Below are 21,317 nucleotides of genomic sequence, written 5' to 3' on the forward strand. Positions count from 1 at the left end.
TTTATTTATAATGAATTTAAATATTCTTGAACATTTCTTTCTCCACACCCAACATTAGTCCTGTAAATCTCTAAACTTTCCATATTATGATCAAAATCCTTTATTATAAAAGTCTCTAGTTTAAATAAATCATCTGGAGCATTAAATATTATTCTTGTAGTGCCTGTCTCACTTTTAGTAGCAGGCTCACATACTGCATCTTTCCATACTCTCTTTATTTCATCTTCATTATATCTTGATAATATATATTGCTTTTTACCTTTTAATTTAATCCTAACCAATGTATAAAACGTAACAATGTCATAATAATTACCTACATGAGTAGATTTTAAAAATTCAAGACTTTTGTTGTTTTTTAACAATATCTCTTTTACGATTTTGAAACATTGCTGCTCAATCTTAAAAAACTTATCATCAATCACTGTATTTTCATTTTTCTTTAGCTTGGATGAAGAATTTATCTTCTCCTTGCATTTCTTATAAACTTCAGCACAAACAAAACAATCATCGGCTGAATTATGAGAACCAACATTGATATTTAAGATTGCTTTTAATGTTGGAAGTTTATAATTTTCTAACTTTGCTCCATTTGCACCTTTTATATATTTCCTTGATAGCGACAATGTATCAATCACTTCATTTTGTGGCTTTTTTATTCTTAGATTAAATGCATTATTAATTAAAAACTTCATATCAAAATCTGCATTATGAGCAATAAGAACATCTTCTCCAATAAAATTAATAAATCTAGGAAATATTTGTGATATTATAGGTGCATTCTTAACATCACTATTATCAATTCCAGTTAAACTAGTTATATTACTTGGAATGGCCTTTTGAGGATTTACATATGTAACAAATTCATCAACCCTTTCATTATTTCTATATCTTAATGCACCTATTTGAATTATATTTTCTGTTTTTGCATCTAATCCTGTAGTTTCAAAATCAAATACTACAAAATCATTGGGAAATTCACTGCTATTCTTATAAAACATATATTTATCATAGGGTTCAGTATCTATATAATTTTTTACTTTATCTATTTCCACATTAATATTATTACTTAATTTATTCTCTTTATTATTGCCAAATAAACTTTGAATCATTTTATTTAATATTCCCATTAAAATTTCCTCCAAAAAAATAATAGTAGAGTGATTATTTTCCACTCTACTATTTTATCATATATTTAACACAATTTGGTATTTTATTACATGAATTCATCAAATCATACAACTTTAGTTTAAACTATTTTATTTATTATCAATATTATTTAATCTTTCTTTTCCAATTTCACAATATTCAATACTTTTTTCTATCCCAATATACTTTCTATTTAGCATTTTGCAAACTCGTCCCATCGAAAAAGTTCCTGCAAACAAATCAAGTACGGTATCATTCTCATTTGAACTTGCCAGCACAATCCTTTTTAATAATGATTCAGGTTTTTGAGATGGATGTTTTACGTATTCTTCCATTTTATATCTAACTCTAGGAAAATACCATACATTCCCCGGAACTTTAAGTGAATTATATTGCTGAGGTGGGTCTTTCCTATAATCCATTAGTTTCCTCTTTGAACCAGTTTTTGCTTCAATCGCTATATCCTCATTATTAAAAGTATATATACTTTTATTCTTAACTGCAAATAATATTGGCTCATATAAACAACCATAATGATTTTTGGCTTGTACTCCTGAACTATCATAACTCCATATTATTCTAGATTTAATATGCATCTTCTTTCTCAAATATATATCAATATAAGGCATATTCTGAACAGAATTCATAATATATAAACTTCCATAACGTTTTAATTTTTTTATCGCCATCTCTAGCCAACAACTTAACCATTCTATGTACTTATCTTCTGTATTCCATGAATCTTCAATGTTATTAGCATATTTTTTTCCTAAATTATATGGAGGATCTATAAATATCAGATCTATTGAACTATCTTCTATCTGACTAAGTCCCTCAATTATATCTGCTTCAATAATTTCTATACTCATTCTACACCTCCAAGAAATTATTATAGCATTTTTTACTCGTGATGCATATACTTATCTTTAAAAGTATCTATTATACTTCTATATAGTGTATCTATGTAAAATGCAGTATACCTTAAAAATTCACTTACCTCTATTGCCGTTGAACTTCTATTTTCAAGAAACCTTTCAGTTATATAATCTTTATAATTGCTATGTCTTCCCAAATTCTCGTTTCCGTGTGCTATATTATTTCTTGCTTCAACTATAAATTCAAGCCTCTCTATAAAATTTTCTGGTATAGTTTCTCCTTCTAAAAGTTCATTAATCACCTTTTTTAAAGATATGTTATATTTCCCTAAAAACTTCTCTAATTTATCATAATTAGGATTACTTGTTTGTTCCTTAAAATGACGTTGTGATCTTTCATAATCTGAGCAGTCTAACATTTTTTTATTCAGCAACTCATTTATTTTTTTGTTAATGTTAACAATCTTTCTATAATCCGGTATTTCTCCTATTTTGCAATTTCTATCATTTCTATCAGTGGATAACTCTATAATTACTAAATTTCTTATTCCATATGGCAATTCTTTAATTTGCCTATTTATAAAAAACTCATAAAATAAATCGCCTATTTTCTTATAAATCCCTTCCCAAAATGCATAAATAAGAACTATGTATCCCCTAAAAAGAACATCTATTTCACTTTCTTTAAAGTCTTCATTATTACTTATAATTGTATCCATAGTACTTATTTTACTTCTTTTTTCTAACTTATATTCATCAAATTGAATAAATTTATCCTCCATTTTATTTTATAGCCCCTTTAAAAAATTTCGCACTATATCTATTTAATTCATACATTCTTTTAGTAGGTGAATATCCTCTTGCTGTGATTTTTTTATATTCATCGCTTTCAAAATATTGTCTCGTGATATCTTTTATTAAAGTCTCCTGATTACTTTGATTAACTTTATCTAGTATACAACTTATTCCTATTGCTATTGAAAATGTATTGGCTATATTATTTATTTTAGGATGATGCCATCTAAATGAATTTGCTCCAAAAATTGAATAAATTATATTAAATGTTTTTTTAAATACCTCTATTTCATTATTCAAAAACTCTTGGTTATTCTTTTTCAGAAATTGTTCCGTTTCGTTCGTTATCAAATCCTCAATTCTATCATACTTAGGTGCTTCAGTACTATTACTTATATCTCTCCCTAGGAAGAATTTTAAAACATATTCTACGTTTTCCTGCTTTTTAATTCTATCTAATTTTAAACCTAAAGTTTCTTTAAATTCTTTGGAATTTCCTAAAATCTGAATATTTGCATAAAAAGCATTATTCAATTTATATATTAAAAAATTTCTAATTTCTTGTGCTTCTAACTTTTCACCATTTGCATTAAGCCTATTAAATAAAAGATATTGACTAAAAATATCATCAGTTTCTTCAACCAACTCTATTCTAATTCTTGTATTTTTTACAATTCTTTGTATATTCTCAGGTAACTGACTAAATGTTTTATCATTTAGTTCTGTTATTATCTGACATCCAGTAAATTTTTGTTCTGAACCTTCTTTTAAAAAATTTATCAATGATGTTGTTCTTTGTAAACCATCAATTATTTCCCACTTAGCCTCTCCATTTTGAAATACAAATATTGGTGGTATAGGTATTCCTATTAAAATAGACTCAATTAATTCTGATTGGCTTTCGATCCCCCATCTAAATAACCTTTGATATGGTGGATTTAATATTAATTCTTTATTTTCTTTTCTTTGTATATATTCCGAAACAACCATATCAAAATGGTCTACTCTAAATTTTTTTCTATTTTCTTTAACTTGTTCATCTATCTTAGTCATTAATATCCCTCTCTCTTAAAATTTAATAAAAATTTTTTATTAAACTATTACAATTAACTTTAAAGTAAAATTTTATTTCAACTAAATAACAACTTATACTTATTTTAATTGTTTTTATAATTATTGTCTACGCTTTAATGTACATCTGAATTTATAAAATCCTAAAATATCCTTTATTTAAAATAAAAACTAATATATTTGAATTTACAAATAGTAATATAGTATTTTTCACTTATTTAATGTTATTGTTCACTAAAATAATACTTTTTTACAGTCTTCTGACCCAAACCAAGTTCTCTAGATATATACCTTATGCTTACACCTTTCCTTGTAAGGCTTTCTATCTCTTCTTTATACCTCTCCCCAATAGTAATAACCCTCCCAATCTTATACTTATCTTCTTCACATATATCTGGTCCACATCTAGCATACGTGAATCCACAACATTCACATTTAAACTTACCAACAGGCTTCTTCTTACTGCAATTATAATTTATTTCAACGCTATCTATTACTGGCTTACAATAGTTATCACAGATTTTATTTAAGCAAATCCAAGGACCATCTCCAAAAGGCTTGTACTCTTTCTTCTTATTAAAAAATTCTTCTAAATCTATTCCTAAAAATCTTATTAGCAGCAAATGCTTTATTGGATTTACATTTGATCTGCTTATTCTGAGCATGTATTTAATCCAGTTTGTAATATTGTTACTATAGATATTTAAATCAAATAATTTTAAAAATTCCTCTCCATAGAACTTAATAAATCTATTTTCTACTTCATCTATATTTACTCTTCCAGATGGTGTACACAAGCCTAATTCTCTTAACCTATTTTTATATTGATCCGTAATCCATAGATAGTCTTTATTATTAACTTCATTACATAATAAAGATTGAATATATTTATTAATTGCTAGGAAATGCTCTAAATTATTAATAAACAAATCATTTATAATGTTTTCTTTAAACTCTATTTCTAACAATGGTACATACGAATTTTTTCCATAATAATGAATTGGTTGCTTACTTATCTTTAAAGGAACTTGATGCTTATTGCATATAAATACTTCTGGAATTTGGTGTATTCTATGTAAATATGCTTCTCCATAATCCTCTATTTCTTCTTTATAGCATATAGGACATATTTTAAAATATCCCTGTTGCTTTACACTAACTTGTGCTGCTCCAACTATAGAATGCACACCTCTACCATCGTTTCCTTTTAGCATTTCCGATACAACTTGTTTTTCATGAGCATCAATGAATGCTGTATAGTAATTAAATAAAGTATAATTTTTTATAATTTCTTCCGAAGTATATCCAAATGACTTAGGCATATTCTCAACCAATCTATCATTATTTGATGGCAAATCAAGGCTGGAAGTAATAATTCCTTCATTGTATAAATCTTGATTAGTTGTTACATAACTAGTGTTTCCACTTCTTAAATGGTATCTTGCTAAAATAGAATAAAGTATTTCATCCTCATAAGGAGCAGGAAAAAAGGAGATCATACAATCTCCCTGCTTTCAAAGTCTGCACTTGTTATATACCCCTTTTCTTTTAAAGCCAGATAAGGTGATTTATCTTCTTCCTTTGCAGACTTTATTATAAATCTAATATCATCTTCTTTTAAATTTGAACTTTTATTTCTTGTTGCTTTTATTGTATCAACTACCTTTATTGCTTCAACTACCAATTTATTAATTCCAATTTCCTCATCTTCTGATAGTACCTTTTCTATAGCAGAAACAGCCTTCTTCCTATCTATATCCAACTCCATTAATCTTATAAGCGCCTCTTCTTTTTTACTTAACTGCTTTTTTCTTTTAGCAATCTTATAATCTTGTATTCTAGAATTTAAATTAACATCTGTATTAGTTTTGGATAGAAAATCTTCATAATCAATCGTAGAAATATCTTCATACTTAGCAATTCTTCGTATATCATTACTTTTCATTGCATCTATCATTGGCTTTACTGCATTTAAATTTTTATCCACAACTTCCTTTATTATATCCACAGTGATTTCTTCTTTTCCTGTGGATATTGCTTTTATTTGTGCCATCGCATATATCTTTACTGCTATATCTATTATTCCTTGAGATTCTTCATATAATAGATTAATCAATTCTTCTGTTAATGGTGTTTTCTTTTTAGTAAATTGGTATTCCCAGATTGTGTCCATTAGCAAACTGAAACTTTCATCATTTTTTAATCTTTCCCATATTATGTTTCCACCTGTTCCTAATGTTCTTCTTGCCATCCTAAAATCATTTTGAAGCAGATTCTTCGCCTTCATCGTTCCCACTAAAACTACTGGAATTCCAACTGTATTTACTAGTGTAGTAAAGAAATTTAGCATTTTATCTACTCCACCAGATTTTGCTTGACTTAAATGTTGTATTTCATCTATTATAAGCAACCCCAGCCCACTATTTCTCGCTACTTGTCCTAAGACGCTTAACAATGTATCAACTGTTCTTTTTGATGTTGCATATTTCTCAAAATAATTTGTTCCTAAAACTTGATCTATCCTACTAAAAAAATCTATGCAAAGACCTTTAACACTTCCATCGAATGGACAATCGATTTTTAACCAAACAACTTGATAAATAGAAACTTTTTTATCTTTATATTGATAATGCGCTATAACCTGTGGAAAATTACTAAGAACTCTATTTAAACTACTACTCTTCCCTAATCCTGATGCACCAATAATAGATAACGAATTTGCAGTATTACAAAAACCATTTATATTATCTATCTCTTCATAATGTAACTTTATAAAACCACTAATAAAAGATTCTGTATATTCTTTGCTTAATGGATTCCTTGAAATATAGCCTGTTCTAATCATTGTTGATATTCTACTTTCTAAATCTATATGCCTTGGAAGCGGTTGAAAAACTTTAAATAACCTTTCTGATATTATGTGAATTCTTATGTGATCTGGTAGTTTTCGTTCGTCATCATTATAATAGGGATACATTCCTAAAGAATCTATTACTTTTTCTTTATTACTTATATCAGGTAATGCTTCTAAAAAAGGATTTCCTTTATATTCTTCTATTACTTGCTCCTTATATTCCGCTCTATATGCTATTGCACCATTACACAAAACAATCTTTTTATCCATTTAAATTTTCTCTCCTTTCCCTTTGTCTTTGCTTTAACAACGATAATTCATTCATTACATTACTGTTGAAATCATACTCTTCTATATTATCTTTTCTAGCAATTTCACCCTCTTCCCCTATCTCAAAATACTCGTTTCCTCTATTTATTTGTTTTTCTATTTTTCTATTTTCATCTATACCTTTTAATCTTTCAGTATTACTTTCATTGGTATACTGATAATCTTGCTTTGCAGAATCTACAATTCTTTCTATATCATCCATTAGATTTACTTTTGCTTGTAGTTCTGATTCCTTCATTAAATTAACATCTAGTTTTTCTCTGCTTATTAAATATTGAACATCATCAAAACATTTATTTTTATACTTATTTTGATGTTCTAACAAAAAGCATTTTTCATAATCTCTACCATTATCTTTTTTTATATAGATATAATCCATCTTTCTTAAATCATACGAAATATTTATTTTCCAGCTACCACTATTTCTAGACTTTTCAAACCAGTGTTCCTCTAGCGATTCTTTTGAAGCATAATATGCACCATTGAATCTTATTCCCTTGCTTGTTACTGTTGCACTTCCTGTCGGCATAAGGTTTAATAGAACAATATCTTTAGGCAAACTTTTTAATCTTCCAGAAATATTCTCTATACCCCAATTCCATAATTCAATAGGAACTGCTTTTACATCATCTTCTATCTGGAATTGACTTCTATCATATTCCCTCAAAACATGGCTGTTATTATGATAAAGTATTGTTTTTATTATAATTTTAGTGAATTCCTTTATTGTTAGTTTAGCATCTAGCCTATAATCTTTATCTCCACGTTCTTTGAAATTGCCATCCACTTTTCCTACTAAAAAAGGCTTAGTATAAGTATTTAAAACTCTAAAGTTTTGCTCTACACAACCTTTCCAATCTGCTCTAAATGGGGGTGTAACCTTTATTCCAATGCCTAATGCCTGCACTAAACTTTCAATATTTTTGCCTTCCATTTCACCTCTATCCGCAATTATGTGATCTGGTAAATTATTGACCGGCCATTCTTCTGGTGCTATTTCAATATCATATTCTTTGCATAACTTAACTTTATCTTCTACAACACTAGCCAATGCCATTGCTGCTCCAATAAAACTTGGTCCTTCTAATCCAACATAAAAACCTACAATCATTCTGCTGAAAGAATCTAATACCATATATAATACTGGTCTTCCAATAATCCAATTTCTATTGAATTCACTCACCACATACACATCTGCAACCGTTGCATCTATTTGATATAAACTTCCCGGCCCTAATACATCATTATTAGTATTCCCCAAAATGGCTCTATGCTTCTGCTCATATTTTTTAGAACCGAATCTACTTACTACTTCTTTCTTATAATTTCTATTTTTGTAAAACCAATACTTAAATTGTTCGTAGGTTGGTAATTGATCATTTGATAAAACATCTTGTTGATTGTCTTTATTTCTAAAATACTCTTTTATCATCAACTGATATGTTGTAGTTAACGGATTCTTGCTGCTGGTATTGTAATATTTATTAATGGATAGTTTAAAAATTCTCTTAATATTATCATCCACATTTATACCTTTTCCTAAAAGTTGACTGTTATTTCTTGGTCTTCCTCTCTTTGTGTCTTCTGAAATACTCTTTTCTTTACCCCTTCCACCTGAATTTTTAAATTCTGGAACTAGAGCATTCTTATTCTTACCTCTGCACCAATATCTTTTAAGGTATCTGTTTATGGTACTTTCGCTAATATTCAGATTTTCTGATATATATAAAATTAGTTTTCTTCTTTCTTTAGAAATATAAACATAAGGTTCTTTGTCAACTATCGATTTTATAACATCCCATGCTTTATCTCTATACTGTATATATAATGTAGGAATTTCTTCTTCCTTTAATATATTTATATATTTGTCACTTGGTTCAAACGCTATATTTTCTAACTTGAGCATATCTTCTATATAAGACATTCTGTATTTTATAGGCATCTTATTTTCCTTTACATCTATCAGAAAAATAATATCTTCTTCTTTATCAAACCATAGAATCCTGTCAACTCGCTCGTCTCCATTTAACCATTTTAGTAAATTGTTAACTTGTATCACTAAGATCCACCCCTTGCTTATTTAGTGATTTCTGAAAAAGTAAGATTCAAATCAATACTCTTATCCATATGAATCTCTACAACTCTTGCTGCTAAAAGATATTTGAATATAAATATTCCGGTTCCTTCCTTTAAAGAATTTTTAACTTCAAAATCCTTGGCTAATTTTCTGATTGATAAATCACTTGAGTTAGCATAATCCAAGAATTCTCCACATAATCTAACCATAGATTTTTCATCAATATCATAATTTTTATATTCATTGAGTACTGCATGAAACCATTGAATATTTTTAACCTTTTCTTTAGGAATATCATCTTCTGTCACTATAGCCCAATCTATATCTTGTGCTTTCCAATACCTACGTTCCAGTTCTAACTTCTCCATAGTTGTTGATTTTTCTAACACTGATTTATATTTAACACTTCTTGCAAAACAATCAATTCCTCCTTCTGCAGTTCTCACCAGTATTAAAAAAGTTGTTGTTATAACATATTGTTCATTTGTATATTTATCTTTGAAAGCATTAACATTTATATCCTCAACATCTACAACATCATACAGATTCAATAATGGATAATGTTCTTTAATATCTATAACCTTTTGATCCCAATCCCATAAATAAAAACATTGTGTTTCCAAATCACTGAAAAAATGATGTACTCTCTTTGTCTTGTTTCCTAGAATTCTACTTGCTCTACCTGTGGAAGGAAAATCTTGAACTGTTAACCAAGGCTTATATGAAGCCAAATTTCCTTTACCTCTTCCTTCTCTTAAATATCTTTCTAATTTTTGCTTACTCCAAGTGTTATTTCTTTTAGACATTATCCATTCGCTCCCTTATTGTATCATTTTCAAACTCTGAAACCCTCCTATAAAAGGTATTTGGTTTGATATCAAGCATTTTCATGGCTTTTTTTGCAGTGAAATTTCCATTCTTCCACTGCATATAAATAGTTTTGAAATTATCACTTACTTGTATTTTAGGTCTACCAAATTTAACATTTCTTAGTTTCGCAGATTCTATGCCTTCCATTTGTCGCTGCTTTATATTTATACGTTCTTCTTCTGCCAGCCACGCTAATATTTGAAGAACTAGATCCGTAATTAATTGCCCTACCCCTTTTAAATCTTTATACTTACGTGTATCTAAGATTTCCATATCTAAAACTACAATATCGATATCATTATCACTAAGCCACTTCCATTGCTCTAAAATGCTTGTTTTATTTCTTCCGAGCCTATCAATAGATTTTATAAACAAAACATCTCCACTTCTGATTGATCTTTTTAATGCATTCCATTCTGGTCTATCAAAATCTTTACCGCTGGCTTTATCCATATACACATCCCGGGAGTCAATGTCCAACTTTTTAATTGCATCCAATTGTCTATTTTCATTTTGATCTTTAGAAGATACCCTTCCATAAAAGTAATTTCTTATCCCCATAAAAAAACTTACCTCCTTCAAAATTTTATAGCATTGCAAAAAGTGTACATTATGAATTATATAATAATTGCACTTTTATACGCATGCATTTGTTCCAAAAGTCCATATTTTAGCTTATGAAATATTGCAAAATTACTTACTACATTTTGCAATTATCTGTTAGTCCAAATTTCATAGAATTTATAATTTAGATATTAATATCTTATATACACATTATACTAAAAAACTTTATTCTCTAGAGCATTCTTGAGTAATTTTCTTAATACATAAAGGTTATGATTCTACAGAAATTTTGCGCTTTCAAAATATATGAAAATTATTCAATATAATTAACACAATATCTAAAAAATCTGCAATACCCTTTATAAACTATCTTTGCATATTTTTTAGGCTTGAATAAGACATTATTTGAAGAATCATTATTGTTTAGTAACTTTATAATCTTAAAAATTTCTTCTCTCAACAATATTTCTTACTGCTTTAGAAATAGAAACTTGTTTTCTTTTTCTTATGAAGTAGGTTTAATATTTAGACCGTATTTAAAATATTCACTATTCTCTTAAAAGTTTAGTTCTCAGAAGCAGTGCAACTGACCGTAGGGAAGATGCTAATCCAATTAAGAATTAAAATCACATCTAAAAAATCTGCAAACCCCTTTATATAATATATTGCAATTTTTTTAGAATAAATAGTTCCTCCTTGGAAATCCATTATTTTAGTAATCTTCTGCTTTCAGCAACAGTTTATACTTCTTTAGAATAAAAAATGTTTTATTATGAAGTACTTTAAATATTAAGAAAACACTTCAAATGCTTACTATTTCTCTAAATTTTTAGTTTTCATAAGCAGTACAACTGACCGCAGGGAAGGTGCTAATTCAATTAAGAATTAAAATTACATCTAAAAAATCTGCAACCCCCTTTATAAACATATATTGCATATTTTTTATGTTTACTAACTGCTTTCTAAGGCAAAAAATATTTCTTAACTTTAAAGTATCAATCTAATAACTTTATTAGTGCTTATTTATTGCATTAGAAGAATAAAAATTTCAAAAAACTTCTAACATCAAATATGGTGATTATACTCCAAAATGTCGAGCAACATATTCAAACCACAATATATATACAATCACATACTGAAAATTGATTTATAGCTTTTGTGTTTTAATCATATAGTTATTTAAATATTTTTCACAAGCTTTCTTTCAAAATGATTTATATATTCAACTTAAAACTATGCATATATATGAATTCAATATACATGCATAGCTTATTTCACTTAAATTATAAATACCGCTTATCTTTTAACTATGATCCAATAAGTTTTGTTCTTTATAATTTTAGCCTTAATCTCATAGCCAAAATTATTTTCCAATAAATATTTATTTAATTTTCCAATTGATGCATATTTTCTTCCAAAAGAATCTTTTTTGTTGCAAACCTCAATTAAATTTTTTCGTTCCTCTTTATCTATTGGTTCTCCTTCCATTTTATGAAAATACTCTTGAATTTTTGCTTCTTTCTTTTCGTCTTCGAATAATACATAATTATTTATCTTAAATTTATCTGATAAATATTTGATATATGCAAATTTCCCATATCCAAGTTCTCTATAGGACTTAATTATGCCTACCTCTTTTAGAATTAGTTTATACTTAAATTCAATTAATGGATTTATTTCTTTACCAATACTATTTTTATTTTTTCGATAATTATCATATATAGCCCTATCAAATCCACTAGATCTAGGATATTTATCTATATATTCTTCATCGGTGTGCTTTTTTAAATATTCTAAGCGCTCTAGTTTATTGATTGTTTCTATTTGAATCCCACCTAACGTACAATTATCTAAACATCTAACATATAAATTTATTATATCTAAATAGTCAACTGATCTTTTTCTACCAATACACTGTATTAGTGTGTCTAAATCATATATAGATACTACTATATTTTTTAAATTTATATCTTTAATATTTACACCAGAATCCATACATGGAGTTGTTATTAAAATTAATTCTTCAAACTTTTCTTCTTCTAACATTTTTTTAATTTTCTTTTCATTCACATGCCTATAATATTTTTTTTCCTTTTTACTGCAATTAAATAGACAAAAAGCTTTATATTTTTTATATAAATCACATGCTTTTTCTAAATTTTGCATAAAAAATATCGCCTTAGTTCCGTCCTTAATAAATTGTTCAATCAACTCTTCATAAGTCTCATCTTTATAGAAGAATGATAGCTTTTTTATAAAATCATAATTTATTGGTAAATTATAATTTTTTATTGTTATGCCTTCAGTATTTACATATAGTTTAATATTTTCTTTTATATATCGCTCCATATTTTCCCCAGTTGCACTCATAAATATTTTAACAGCATTTCTCTGTTTCATTATTTGCTCAAATGCTATATCTGTTCTGTCATTAAATGTTGCATCATTTAAGAAGTAATGAAATTCATCACATACAATGTAATCATATTTTGTCATATCATAATCTATTTTTTGAAATAAACTCATATATTCCAATTTTTGATACGTGGCTATATCTATAATATCCTTCTTGCATTGTGTCATAATTTCATACAAAAATTGTTCATACGAACTTGATCTATTAATTAGAAATAATATTTTTTTGTTATTGCTTTTAGCAAACTCATATAATGTATTTATAACAAAATAGCTTTTTCCTTGTCCTGTTCCTGCTTCTATAAATGATATATCCATCTTTCTCCATTTCGAAATTTCATATATTGATATAATATCACTTACTGTAATTTTTTTTCTCATAAAAGAATCACTCTTTCTTTATAATCTTATTAGAAATTCAAATAAGTGAATTTAACAAATACTTATTTTATTTCTTAATTAAAGAGTATCTTGATTTTTTATTTCTTCCGAGAAATTATTTAAATATTTTTTCCGAATATTTTTTATCAAATTATTAATATACATCAATTATTATTGATAATTTGCAAACAAAGTCATATTTACTTAACTTTTAGCAACTTATCAAAAAATACTGGTGTAAGTAATTATCTTCAATCACTTACACCAGTATTAACAAAGTTTTTTATTAAAATAAATTTTAAAAATAATATTTTTCACTATATCTATAAAGTTAAATATCTCCTAAGTTATGAGCGTAAATTTCAATTAACAAAAACACCATTTTTATTTACATAATATCCATCAGGTGTTGTTGTATCATAGGCCATTAGACCATCAGAATAAATGTAATACCACTTACCCCCACTTTGAATCCAACCTTCTGTTATTGAACCATCTTCTCCAAAATAGTACCAATGCTTATCATTTGCATTAGCTTTGATATTTTCGTCTGCAGTTCTTTTTTTCCATCCAGTACTTAAATACCCATTTTTATCAAAGTAGTATTTTTTACCATCAATTGTTTTATATTGATATTTTACTTCTTGATAATCAGATCCATAGTAATGCCACTTATAAACGTATCCGTTATAAAGCGATTCCCATGTGTTCTTAACTAAGCTTCCGTCAGAAGAAGCATAGTAGTTATCTCCATCTACTGTTTCATTTGACACTTTTACATCATCTGAACCAGACACAGTACATCTTCCGAAATACTTTCCATCTGACTTTCTTATGTAGACACCTAAATTATCGGTTTTGGTGCATTCTGTGTCTAAAAAATTTTTATACTGGTCGTTTTCTGATTGTGAAAACTTTGTTTCAGCAAAAGCATTTATTGTTGGAAATAATGAAACTATAGATAAAGTTATTAGTAAACTTGCAATTAACTTATTTGTTTTTTTTATCATTTTTATTCCTCCTCAAAAATTAGATTTTCATATTTTTTTTTATACTCATACTAAATCTGCCTTCAATTCGCCATAATAGCCATTTACAATTTTGCAATTGTACCTTAATTAAATAGAATATATTGCACATTATCCTACCCACTCACCATTGGCATCTACATAGTACTCACCTATATAAGTGTTTGTTGCCATTGTGCCATCTGATTTTATATAGTACCATTTATTATTCCATCTAACCCCATAATCTGTTTTCATCGCTGCTGTTTCAATATTATTGTGGATTTGCTCTCCCAATTCATTTACTGGATGTATTGTTATCTTCTTTTTCTCATAAGCATACGACTGTATGGCAGTAGACAACAGCCCTGCAACTATTAATGTTGATAATCCTAGAAATATTTTATTTGTTTTCATCATAAGCATTTCTCCTCATATAACTCAATTTAATTTTTATTAATATGGTGCTTAATTACATAAGTAGCATGTAACATCACATCATGTTCGTTCATGTAATATAATTTTTTATCTACACTTTTAATTTTCTTTTTCTTACTAATCAAAATATACCTTGAATATAATGATATCTAACTTATTCCAAATTTCTCCTTTGCCTTGTTTATATCATATTTAAAAAAAGTATCGAACTGATCTGCTGGAACTGTTCCAGTTGACACTGCCATTATCTCGAAATCTTTATCACTTAATTCATCATCTAATTTCACACAAGTTCTAATATCTTTGCTTGGAGCAAAATAAAAATCTAAAGCCAAAGTTTTTTCAAACTCCTTTTTATTTTGCGTTCCTTTTATATTAACTTTTACTGTGGCAACATCTGCTCCCACAACATAATTAAACCCTGTAACAAATGTAGGATAAGTTATATCTTTTATCTCTATATCATTTTCTTTTAAATACTTTTGAAAAGCTTCATTTGAATTTTTTTCTTGAAATTCTTCTGCTAAAACATAATCATCATTTTTTTGGCTATTCCAAATATCAGATAAATAACCGACTATTTGTTTGAGCAATTTATTATTAACAAACTTATCTCCTGTTTCATTCTTAATGTGTAGCTGTGTATACAAAGTAGTCATTCCAGCATCATATAAGTCAGCATATTTAAAATGTAGATCTTTAGCCTTATATATTGTTTGTGTATTATATTCTAAGCCATACCTAGAAATTAAAGTAGAATCTGTAGGCTGCTTATCAAAAAAATATAGATTGATAAACTGATTCCCATCTTCTATAAAAGATACATCATGTGCTAATTGTTTTTTCATATAATCTGTAACTAATTTTTCTTCTGGTATAGTAGTAAAGGCTTCTTCTTTTATTGCATCTGCTTCTATTCGTTGACTTACACTTTCTTCCCCCTTATTTATTACATTCCCACATCCTACAACAGATAATGCTAATGTAATACTTAATAAATTACTTATTATTTGCTTCCTTTTCATTATTACTTTCTCCCTTTAAATTATCTTTTTGCTTTACTAATCTAAATATCTTTCGTAAAAAGCAACTCGTTTTCTTTACCAATTGAATAATTATCCTTATAGAATTCAACTGTAACCCCTCTGTATCTTGGCTTCCATTTAACAGCAATCACATATTCATGCCCTTTTAGTGCCATTGCTGTAGTCGTATATGAATAATTGGTATAATCTATAGAGCTGGCTACTCCATTTAAAAGATCATCACTTTTACCTTCTTCTTTTTTAGGTACAGTGCTTAAACTTGTATCTAAAGTCCAAGGTCCTCCCGGAATCCACATCCATACCTCTGTCGTTGCTTCATCTCTAAAGACTTGTACATTGTCATAATTTATTGCTAGCGTTCCATGTCCGGGAGCAGTTCCAACAGGATCTATCTTTTTGCTGTCTTCAACTACATTGCCACTATCATTTGCCCACTGCCCACTAGCATTTAATCTATATCCATCGATTATTGTATTACTGGCCATAGAACCATCTGAATAAAAATAATACCACTCACCATTGTTTTTAAACCACCCAGTTGTCATTTTCCCACTTCCATCAAAGTAATACCATTTCTGTCCATTTAAATGCAGCCATGTGTATTTATAAAGACTTCCATTATTGTTATAACTCCAAGTTCCGTCAGAGTTTTGTATCCAACCTTCTTGATTTGCTGCAAATACTGTCACTGATGCAGATGCTATTGTAAGAATCATAATTGCTAAGCCTCTTGATATTCTTCTTAAAGTTTTACTCATTATTATTTCCTCCTTCAAATCCACTTTCATGTATTAGATACCTTCAATTTTTTTGGTTTTATATTTATATACTTTTTTAATTTATAATCTATCTTTTATAAAGATTTCATTAAATTTCTGTTATCACTAATATAAATGAAATTAAAATTGTATTTTATATAAAAAAATACATTGTTTTACGTATTTTCTTTACATAAAACAATGTATAATATTTTCCATAAAATTTAGTCGAATTGTAACAATTAGTCTATTTATTGTAACAATTAATTTAAACGTTCCACATCATAATATTTACTTCATAATAAGTGTTTTTATCTTCATTTGTAATAATCCCATTATACTTGCTAACAATTTTTCTAACACTTTTTAACCCTAATCCATGATTATCTTTATCCTTCTTCCATGTATTAATTGCTGTTCCAGTTACATTCTTTGGATTTTTAATATAGATAGTCATATTACTGTTTTTGCAATATATATTAACATTAATTAATTTATCATCATTTTCAAGCATACTACAAGCCTCAATGGCATTGTCTAGCGTGTTACCTAACACTGTACCAATATCTCTCATATCAATATTTAAATCCTTCGGAACTTTTACATCTAATTCCCACTGTACTCCATATAATTCTCCCTGATTAATTTTAGCATTTAATATAGCATTTATCGGAACATTCTCTGTGTATATCCCCCATCCATTTTGTTGAGTTTCAAAAATAATGTCATCCATTATTTTATTTGCTTCACTTACATTACCTTCATTGACCTGACTCTTTAATACGATGATTTGATTTATAAGATTATGTCTAATTTCCCTTATGTTTTTTTGATTCTCTTCAACTTTCTCATAATAATCTTCTTTATATTTTGCCTCTTCCATTTTCACATTTAGTAGAATATTACCTGCAAAATGTACTAAATACATTATTCCAACTGTAGTTAAACCAATTATGGAAATACGCATAAGCATTTCTTGTAATAAGATTTCTTGGCTAGGCACATTAAGTGGGTTAATAATACAAACTAAAAACATAGATATAATTAAACCTACAGTAATTCTTACAGCCATTTTTATATCAAGAAAAAACGCTGCCAAAATAATAAAATAAAATGATACATACCAAAACTCTCCTGTTGGAAGCAATAACGTAAATCCATAATAATTTATAAAAATAACAATAGATAAAACTTGTTTCACCCTTATAAATATTTTAGATACTAACCTGCCATCAACCACTACATTTCTATATAACCATCTAAATATAAATATTTCCGGGAATGCTATCACTAAATTAAAGATTATAACACTACTCCATTTCATTGTGTTAAAGCATCCTAAAACTTTAAAAGAAGGAAATAATATAGAGCCAATACAAATACTTATTATAATAATATTTATTACTAACCTAGTTACTTTAACATAATATTCTTCTAGTATTCCTATTTTATTAATTTCCATATTGTTAATCTCCCATAATAAAAGATTTAAACTCTTTTCTTCAAATACTTCATAAAGTTCTTATTAAATTCTTCTACATATTTCTTGCTAACAGGAATACTAACCCCATTTTCTAAAGTCACATCTTTACCATCAAACTTTCGTACATAGTCCATATTTACAAAATAAGCTACATGTGTACGAGTAAACAATTCTTCCCCTACAATCTTTTGTACATTAGAAATAGTATCATAATAATAGTATGCATCATTATCAGTAACAATCTTTATTTTCCGTTTGTCGCTCTCAAAATAATAAATATTTTTATATGGAATACTATGTAACTTTTTTCCTTGCTTAAAATAATACAATACTTTTCTATCAGTAAAATAATTCACAATCTTTTTGAAAACAGCTTCTAACTTTACTTCATTAATTGGCTTTAACAAATAATGAAATGCTTGTACATCAAATGCTTCTGGCATCCATTCTTGATGGCTTGTTAGAAATATTATAATTGCATTTTTATCAAAATCTCTGATTCTCCTTGCTACTTCTATTCCATTAATATGCTTCATGCTAATATCTAAAATATAAATATCAAAAGATACTAAATTATTCTCTAAATTTTTTAATAGTTCTTCCCCATTATTAAAACTATAAAATTCTCCAATATAGCCATACTCATCAATGATTTCCTCAACCTTAAGCATTATGTCATTTAATATGATTGGTTCATCGTCACAAATTGCTATTACCATTGTATACCCCCATAAAATGCTTTCATTTGTAACAGTAATAATACATATTATCCAATTATTACTACAAGTATTATATCACAAAACAGATTTATCATAAGAGTATTAAATTTATGTTTTTGTTCATATTTACTTATAAGAACAATTCGAACTATACATTTGCCTTATTATTAGTTTCCTTATTACTCAATACATTCTCACCATTCTTTCACCAACTAAAATAATTTTAATTTATTTTTACAGACTAATAGCTTTCTTTAATCTGTTCCCTTCTTCCTCATCAAATTTGCAATTATTTAAATATTCAACTGCAGTTCCTGAAACTTCTGTCTGACCATACGAACTCTTTACTATTTGCCCACATTCACATGAATATTCTTTATTTATATACCTTGTTATTAGTTCCCCTTCCACCATTATTTGAGAACCCACTTGTATTCTTTTTTTATCTTCTTCTGCTTGCTTGGCAAAGGTAGAAATCCAAGGATAATTAGAATCAGTTGCTTCTTTTCCGTTTACTGCAATTTGATATTTCATGTTTGCAACTTTCGAATAAGTACTTTCCATATATTTAAAATCCACTTCTTTACACACAGCTCCAAGTATCATTACTTTATTAATATAAGATTCTTCAGTTTTTGCATCTACAATAAACATTTTTTGAGCAACAATAGTCGTAATTACTTGTCTGTCTTTATATCTTCTTGCACATTTAGGACAATCCACTATAACTTCTTTACTATCAGTTTTAATTGACCCTTCTATAATAACCATCTTCTCTTTGGCTAATTCAATCCAATTTGGAAATTTTTTTGTATATATTTCTACAGTTGGGTATACAAACTTATTCTTATTCTTTCTTATTTTCACTGTAAAGTATAATTTTCCTTCATTTTCTTGAACGAGCCTGTCCACATATCCCATAATATGAACACAGTTTTTCTTAGCCATAATTAACACATCCTTCTTTTATATCTTTAAGTTTTTTATATTCTTCTTTGATAATAAGATACTTATAATACTAATTCAGTTTTACACTTTTTAAACTTATTACTGAATCTTTCTTATAAATCGATATTCAATACTTCTATTATTTTTGCTTTATATTTCTTCCCTGAACGTCTTCCATTCAATATATCTGTAAGATAGTGTTCATTCATCTTAAGTTCTGCTGCCAACTGTCTTTGAGTCATATTTAACTCTAAAAGCCTTTTTCTAACTTCAAGCCCAAATTTAGATACAGATTTATTTTCACATCTCATTGTATAAAAATTCCTCCATTACTTATTTCCTAATCAATATTACCAAAACTATTTGTTCAATATTTGTTACTATCAACATTTTTTGTGTTAAAATAATGCTGTAACTTCGTATCTTTATTAAATATATTATACGCTTGTTTTCAAACATTGTCACGTGTATTTTGCTTTATATCAAGCAAAATATTTTCTAACTAATACTTTTTTTAATAACTATAATGAAGGAGAACCTTTTATGCATAAATTAGAGAATGTTACTACTATTGGCGAAAGAATTAGATTTCTAAGACAAGTAATTCATAAAGTTACCCAACAGGAATTAGCAGATGCTACTGGAATTAGTAGAGGAAATTTGAGCAATTATGAAAAGGATAGGTTTAAGCCTGCATCGGATGCTATTCTTGCTATTGCAAACTATTTTAATGTATCTACTGATTGGCTTCTTACTGGGAAAGAATCTCTCAATTCTAAAACTAATATTTACAATCCACATAACAACAGCATGGTGCTATCTAATAGAGAGATAGAATTAATTAATTTATTTAGAAAATTAAAAAATGACGACAAACTAAAAATAGAAGGCATGTTAGAACTTAAATTATCCGAATATGATACTTTAAAAAAATAACTTCTTTTTATTTTTTGGCTTATTTTGATACGATTTTCCGTCACTTTATTGTGCATATTTCATTTTTTTAAAACTTTTAATAAACTTTAGAATATTTTTTAATACTTCTTAACAAATAAAAATTTTTTCTAATATTTTTTAAATAATTAGAACTTTTAAAGAAATTATTTATATTTTTGAATCTTTTCTCAAGATATTATATAATTTTAAAATCAATTTAATTTTATATAAATTTCTAGAATTATTCTAAAAAATTTATAATTATTTAGTTTTTTTATAAATTTAAACTTATAATAGATAATTCTTCTAAAAACTTTCTTAAGTCAATACGGATTAGTTCTTATTTAGCAAACCAATAATATATAAGAACATTTAACCTTGCTATCACGATAACTTCATATTATTTTCTCATATATAAATTCTTTTTTTCGAAAAAACCCACTTTATTTGCGAAAAAGTCCAATTATTTTCGATTTTTTGAAGTTAAATAGCCATTTTGTAGTGATTTGAAGGGAGCAACCTTGCAATTCGGTAGAGCATGCCTTATTTGCTTCCCTATAAGGAAAGCATTTTTTGGTTTGCTTTTTAGGTTGTTTATTTCTTG

19 protein-coding genes are annotated in these 21,317 nt (G+C 27.3%); 1 reads left to right on the top strand and 18 read right to left on the bottom strand.

Annotated features, from left to right (window positions below; genetic code table 11):
• Positions 1–5: 5 nt before the first annotated feature.
• From CDLVIII_RS28830 to CDLVIII_RS28915, 18 genes are all read right to left on the bottom strand, one after another.
• Positions 6–1,127, bottom strand: a complete 1,122-nt coding sequence (locus CDLVIII_RS28830; protein ID WP_009173006.1) for a 3'-5' exonuclease — start codon at positions 1,125–1,127, stop codon at positions 6–8.
• Between the two features lie 129 nt (positions 1,128–1,256).
• Positions 1,257–2,015 (bottom strand): adenine-specific DNA-methyltransferase, encoded by a 759-nt coding sequence (yhdJ, locus tag CDLVIII_RS28835; protein ID WP_009173007.1) that lies wholly within the window; start codon positions 2,013–2,015, stop codon positions 1,257–1,259.
• Between the two features lie 32 nt (positions 2,016–2,047).
• On the bottom strand, positions 2,048–2,803 hold the full coding sequence (locus CDLVIII_RS28840) for an MAE_28990/MAE_18760 family HEPN-like nuclease (protein ID WP_009173008.1): 756 nt from the start codon (positions 2,801–2,803) through the stop codon (positions 2,048–2,050).
• 1 nt (position 2,804) lies between these two features.
• Complete coding sequence (locus CDLVIII_RS28845) at positions 2,805–3,869, bottom strand: DUF262 domain-containing protein (RefSeq protein WP_009173009.1); 1,065 nt, start codon at positions 3,867–3,869, stop codon at positions 2,805–2,807.
• A gap of 242 nt (positions 3,870–4,111) precedes the next feature.
• A complete protein-coding gene (locus CDLVIII_RS28850; protein WP_009173010.1) occupies positions 4,112–5,386 on the bottom strand; it encodes a TnsD family Tn7-like transposition protein in 1,275 nt (424 codons plus the stop codon).
• Positions 5,383–7,011 carry an ATP-binding protein gene (locus CDLVIII_RS28855; RefSeq protein WP_009173011.1) on the bottom strand — a complete coding sequence of 543 codons (1,629 nt, stop codon included), beginning with the start codon at positions 7,009–7,011 and terminating at the stop codon, positions 5,383–5,385. The genes CDLVIII_RS28850 and CDLVIII_RS28855 overlap by 4 nt, the downstream gene beginning before the upstream one ends.
• Positions 7,004–9,130 carry a Mu transposase C-terminal domain-containing protein gene (locus CDLVIII_RS28860; RefSeq protein ID WP_009173012.1) on the bottom strand — a complete coding sequence of 709 codons (2,127 nt, stop codon included), beginning with the start codon at positions 9,128–9,130 and terminating at the stop codon, positions 7,004–7,006. The genes CDLVIII_RS28855 and CDLVIII_RS28860 overlap by 8 nt, the downstream gene beginning before the upstream one ends.
• A 17-nt stretch (positions 9,131–9,147) precedes the next feature.
• Positions 9,148–9,954 (bottom strand): heteromeric transposase endonuclease subunit TnsA, encoded by an 807-nt coding sequence (locus tag CDLVIII_RS28865; protein ID WP_009173013.1) that lies wholly within the window; start codon positions 9,952–9,954, stop codon positions 9,148–9,150.
• Entirely contained in the window at positions 9,947–10,579 is a 633-nt protein-coding gene (locus CDLVIII_RS28870) for a recombinase family protein (RefSeq protein ID WP_009173014.1), read from the bottom strand. The genes CDLVIII_RS28865 and CDLVIII_RS28870 overlap by 8 nt, the downstream gene beginning before the upstream one ends.
• Positions 10,580–11,878: 1,299 nt before the next feature.
• Positions 11,879–13,378: a DEAD/DEAH box helicase family protein gene (locus CDLVIII_RS28875; RefSeq protein ID WP_009173015.1), complete on the bottom strand. Its 1,500-nt coding sequence runs from the start codon at positions 13,376–13,378 to the stop codon at positions 11,879–11,881.
• Between the two features lie 362 nt (positions 13,379–13,740).
• On the bottom strand, positions 13,741–14,388 hold the full coding sequence (locus CDLVIII_RS28880; protein ID WP_009173016.1) for a cell wall-binding repeat-containing protein: 648 nt from the start codon (positions 14,386–14,388) through the stop codon (positions 13,741–13,743).
• A 129-nt stretch (positions 14,389–14,517) separates the two neighbouring features.
• The gene (locus CDLVIII_RS28885) at positions 14,518–14,805 is read right to left on the bottom strand and encodes a hypothetical protein (protein ID WP_009173017.1); all 288 of its coding nucleotides are present in this window, start codon (positions 14,803–14,805) and stop codon (positions 14,518–14,520) included.
• A gap of 167 nt (positions 14,806–14,972) precedes the next feature.
• Positions 14,973–15,848, bottom strand: a complete 876-nt coding sequence (locus CDLVIII_RS28890; protein ID WP_009173018.1) for a hypothetical protein — start codon at positions 15,846–15,848, stop codon at positions 14,973–14,975.
• 41 nt (positions 15,849–15,889) lie between these two features.
• On the bottom strand, positions 15,890–16,627 hold the full coding sequence (locus tag CDLVIII_RS28895) for a cell wall-binding repeat-containing protein (protein ID WP_009173019.1): 738 nt from the start codon (positions 16,625–16,627) through the stop codon (positions 15,890–15,892).
• A gap of 268 nt (positions 16,628–16,895) precedes the next feature.
• A complete protein-coding gene (locus tag CDLVIII_RS28900; RefSeq protein ID WP_009173020.1) occupies positions 16,896–18,089 on the bottom strand; it encodes a GHKL domain-containing protein in 1,194 nt (397 codons plus the stop codon).
• A gap of 26 nt (positions 18,090–18,115) precedes the next feature.
• Positions 18,116–18,829, bottom strand: coding sequence for a LytTR family DNA-binding domain-containing protein (locus CDLVIII_RS28905; RefSeq protein WP_009173021.1), 714 nt, complete (start codon positions 18,827–18,829; stop codon positions 18,116–18,118).
• Positions 18,830–19,063: 234 nt separating this feature from the next.
• A complete protein-coding gene (locus tag CDLVIII_RS28910) occupies positions 19,064–19,777 on the bottom strand; it encodes a single-stranded DNA-binding protein (RefSeq protein WP_009173022.1) in 714 nt (237 codons plus the stop codon).
• A 113-nt stretch (positions 19,778–19,890) separates the two neighbouring features.
• Entirely contained in the window at positions 19,891–20,088 is a 198-nt protein-coding gene (locus CDLVIII_RS28915; protein ID WP_009173023.1) for a helix-turn-helix transcriptional regulator, read from the bottom strand.
• A gap of 232 nt (positions 20,089–20,320) precedes the next feature.
• On the opposite strand from CDLVIII_RS28915, the gene CDLVIII_RS28920 reads away from it, so the two are divergent.
• Positions 20,321–20,713 carry a helix-turn-helix domain-containing protein gene (locus CDLVIII_RS28920; RefSeq protein WP_009173024.1) on the top strand — a complete coding sequence of 131 codons (393 nt, stop codon included), beginning with the start codon at positions 20,321–20,323 and terminating at the stop codon, positions 20,711–20,713.
• Positions 20,714–21,317 lie beyond the last annotated feature (604 nt).

The organism is Clostridium sp. DL-VIII (assembly GCF_000230835.1).
In the GTDB taxonomy this organism is placed as follows: Bacteria; Bacillota; Clostridia; order Clostridiales; family Clostridiaceae; genus Clostridium.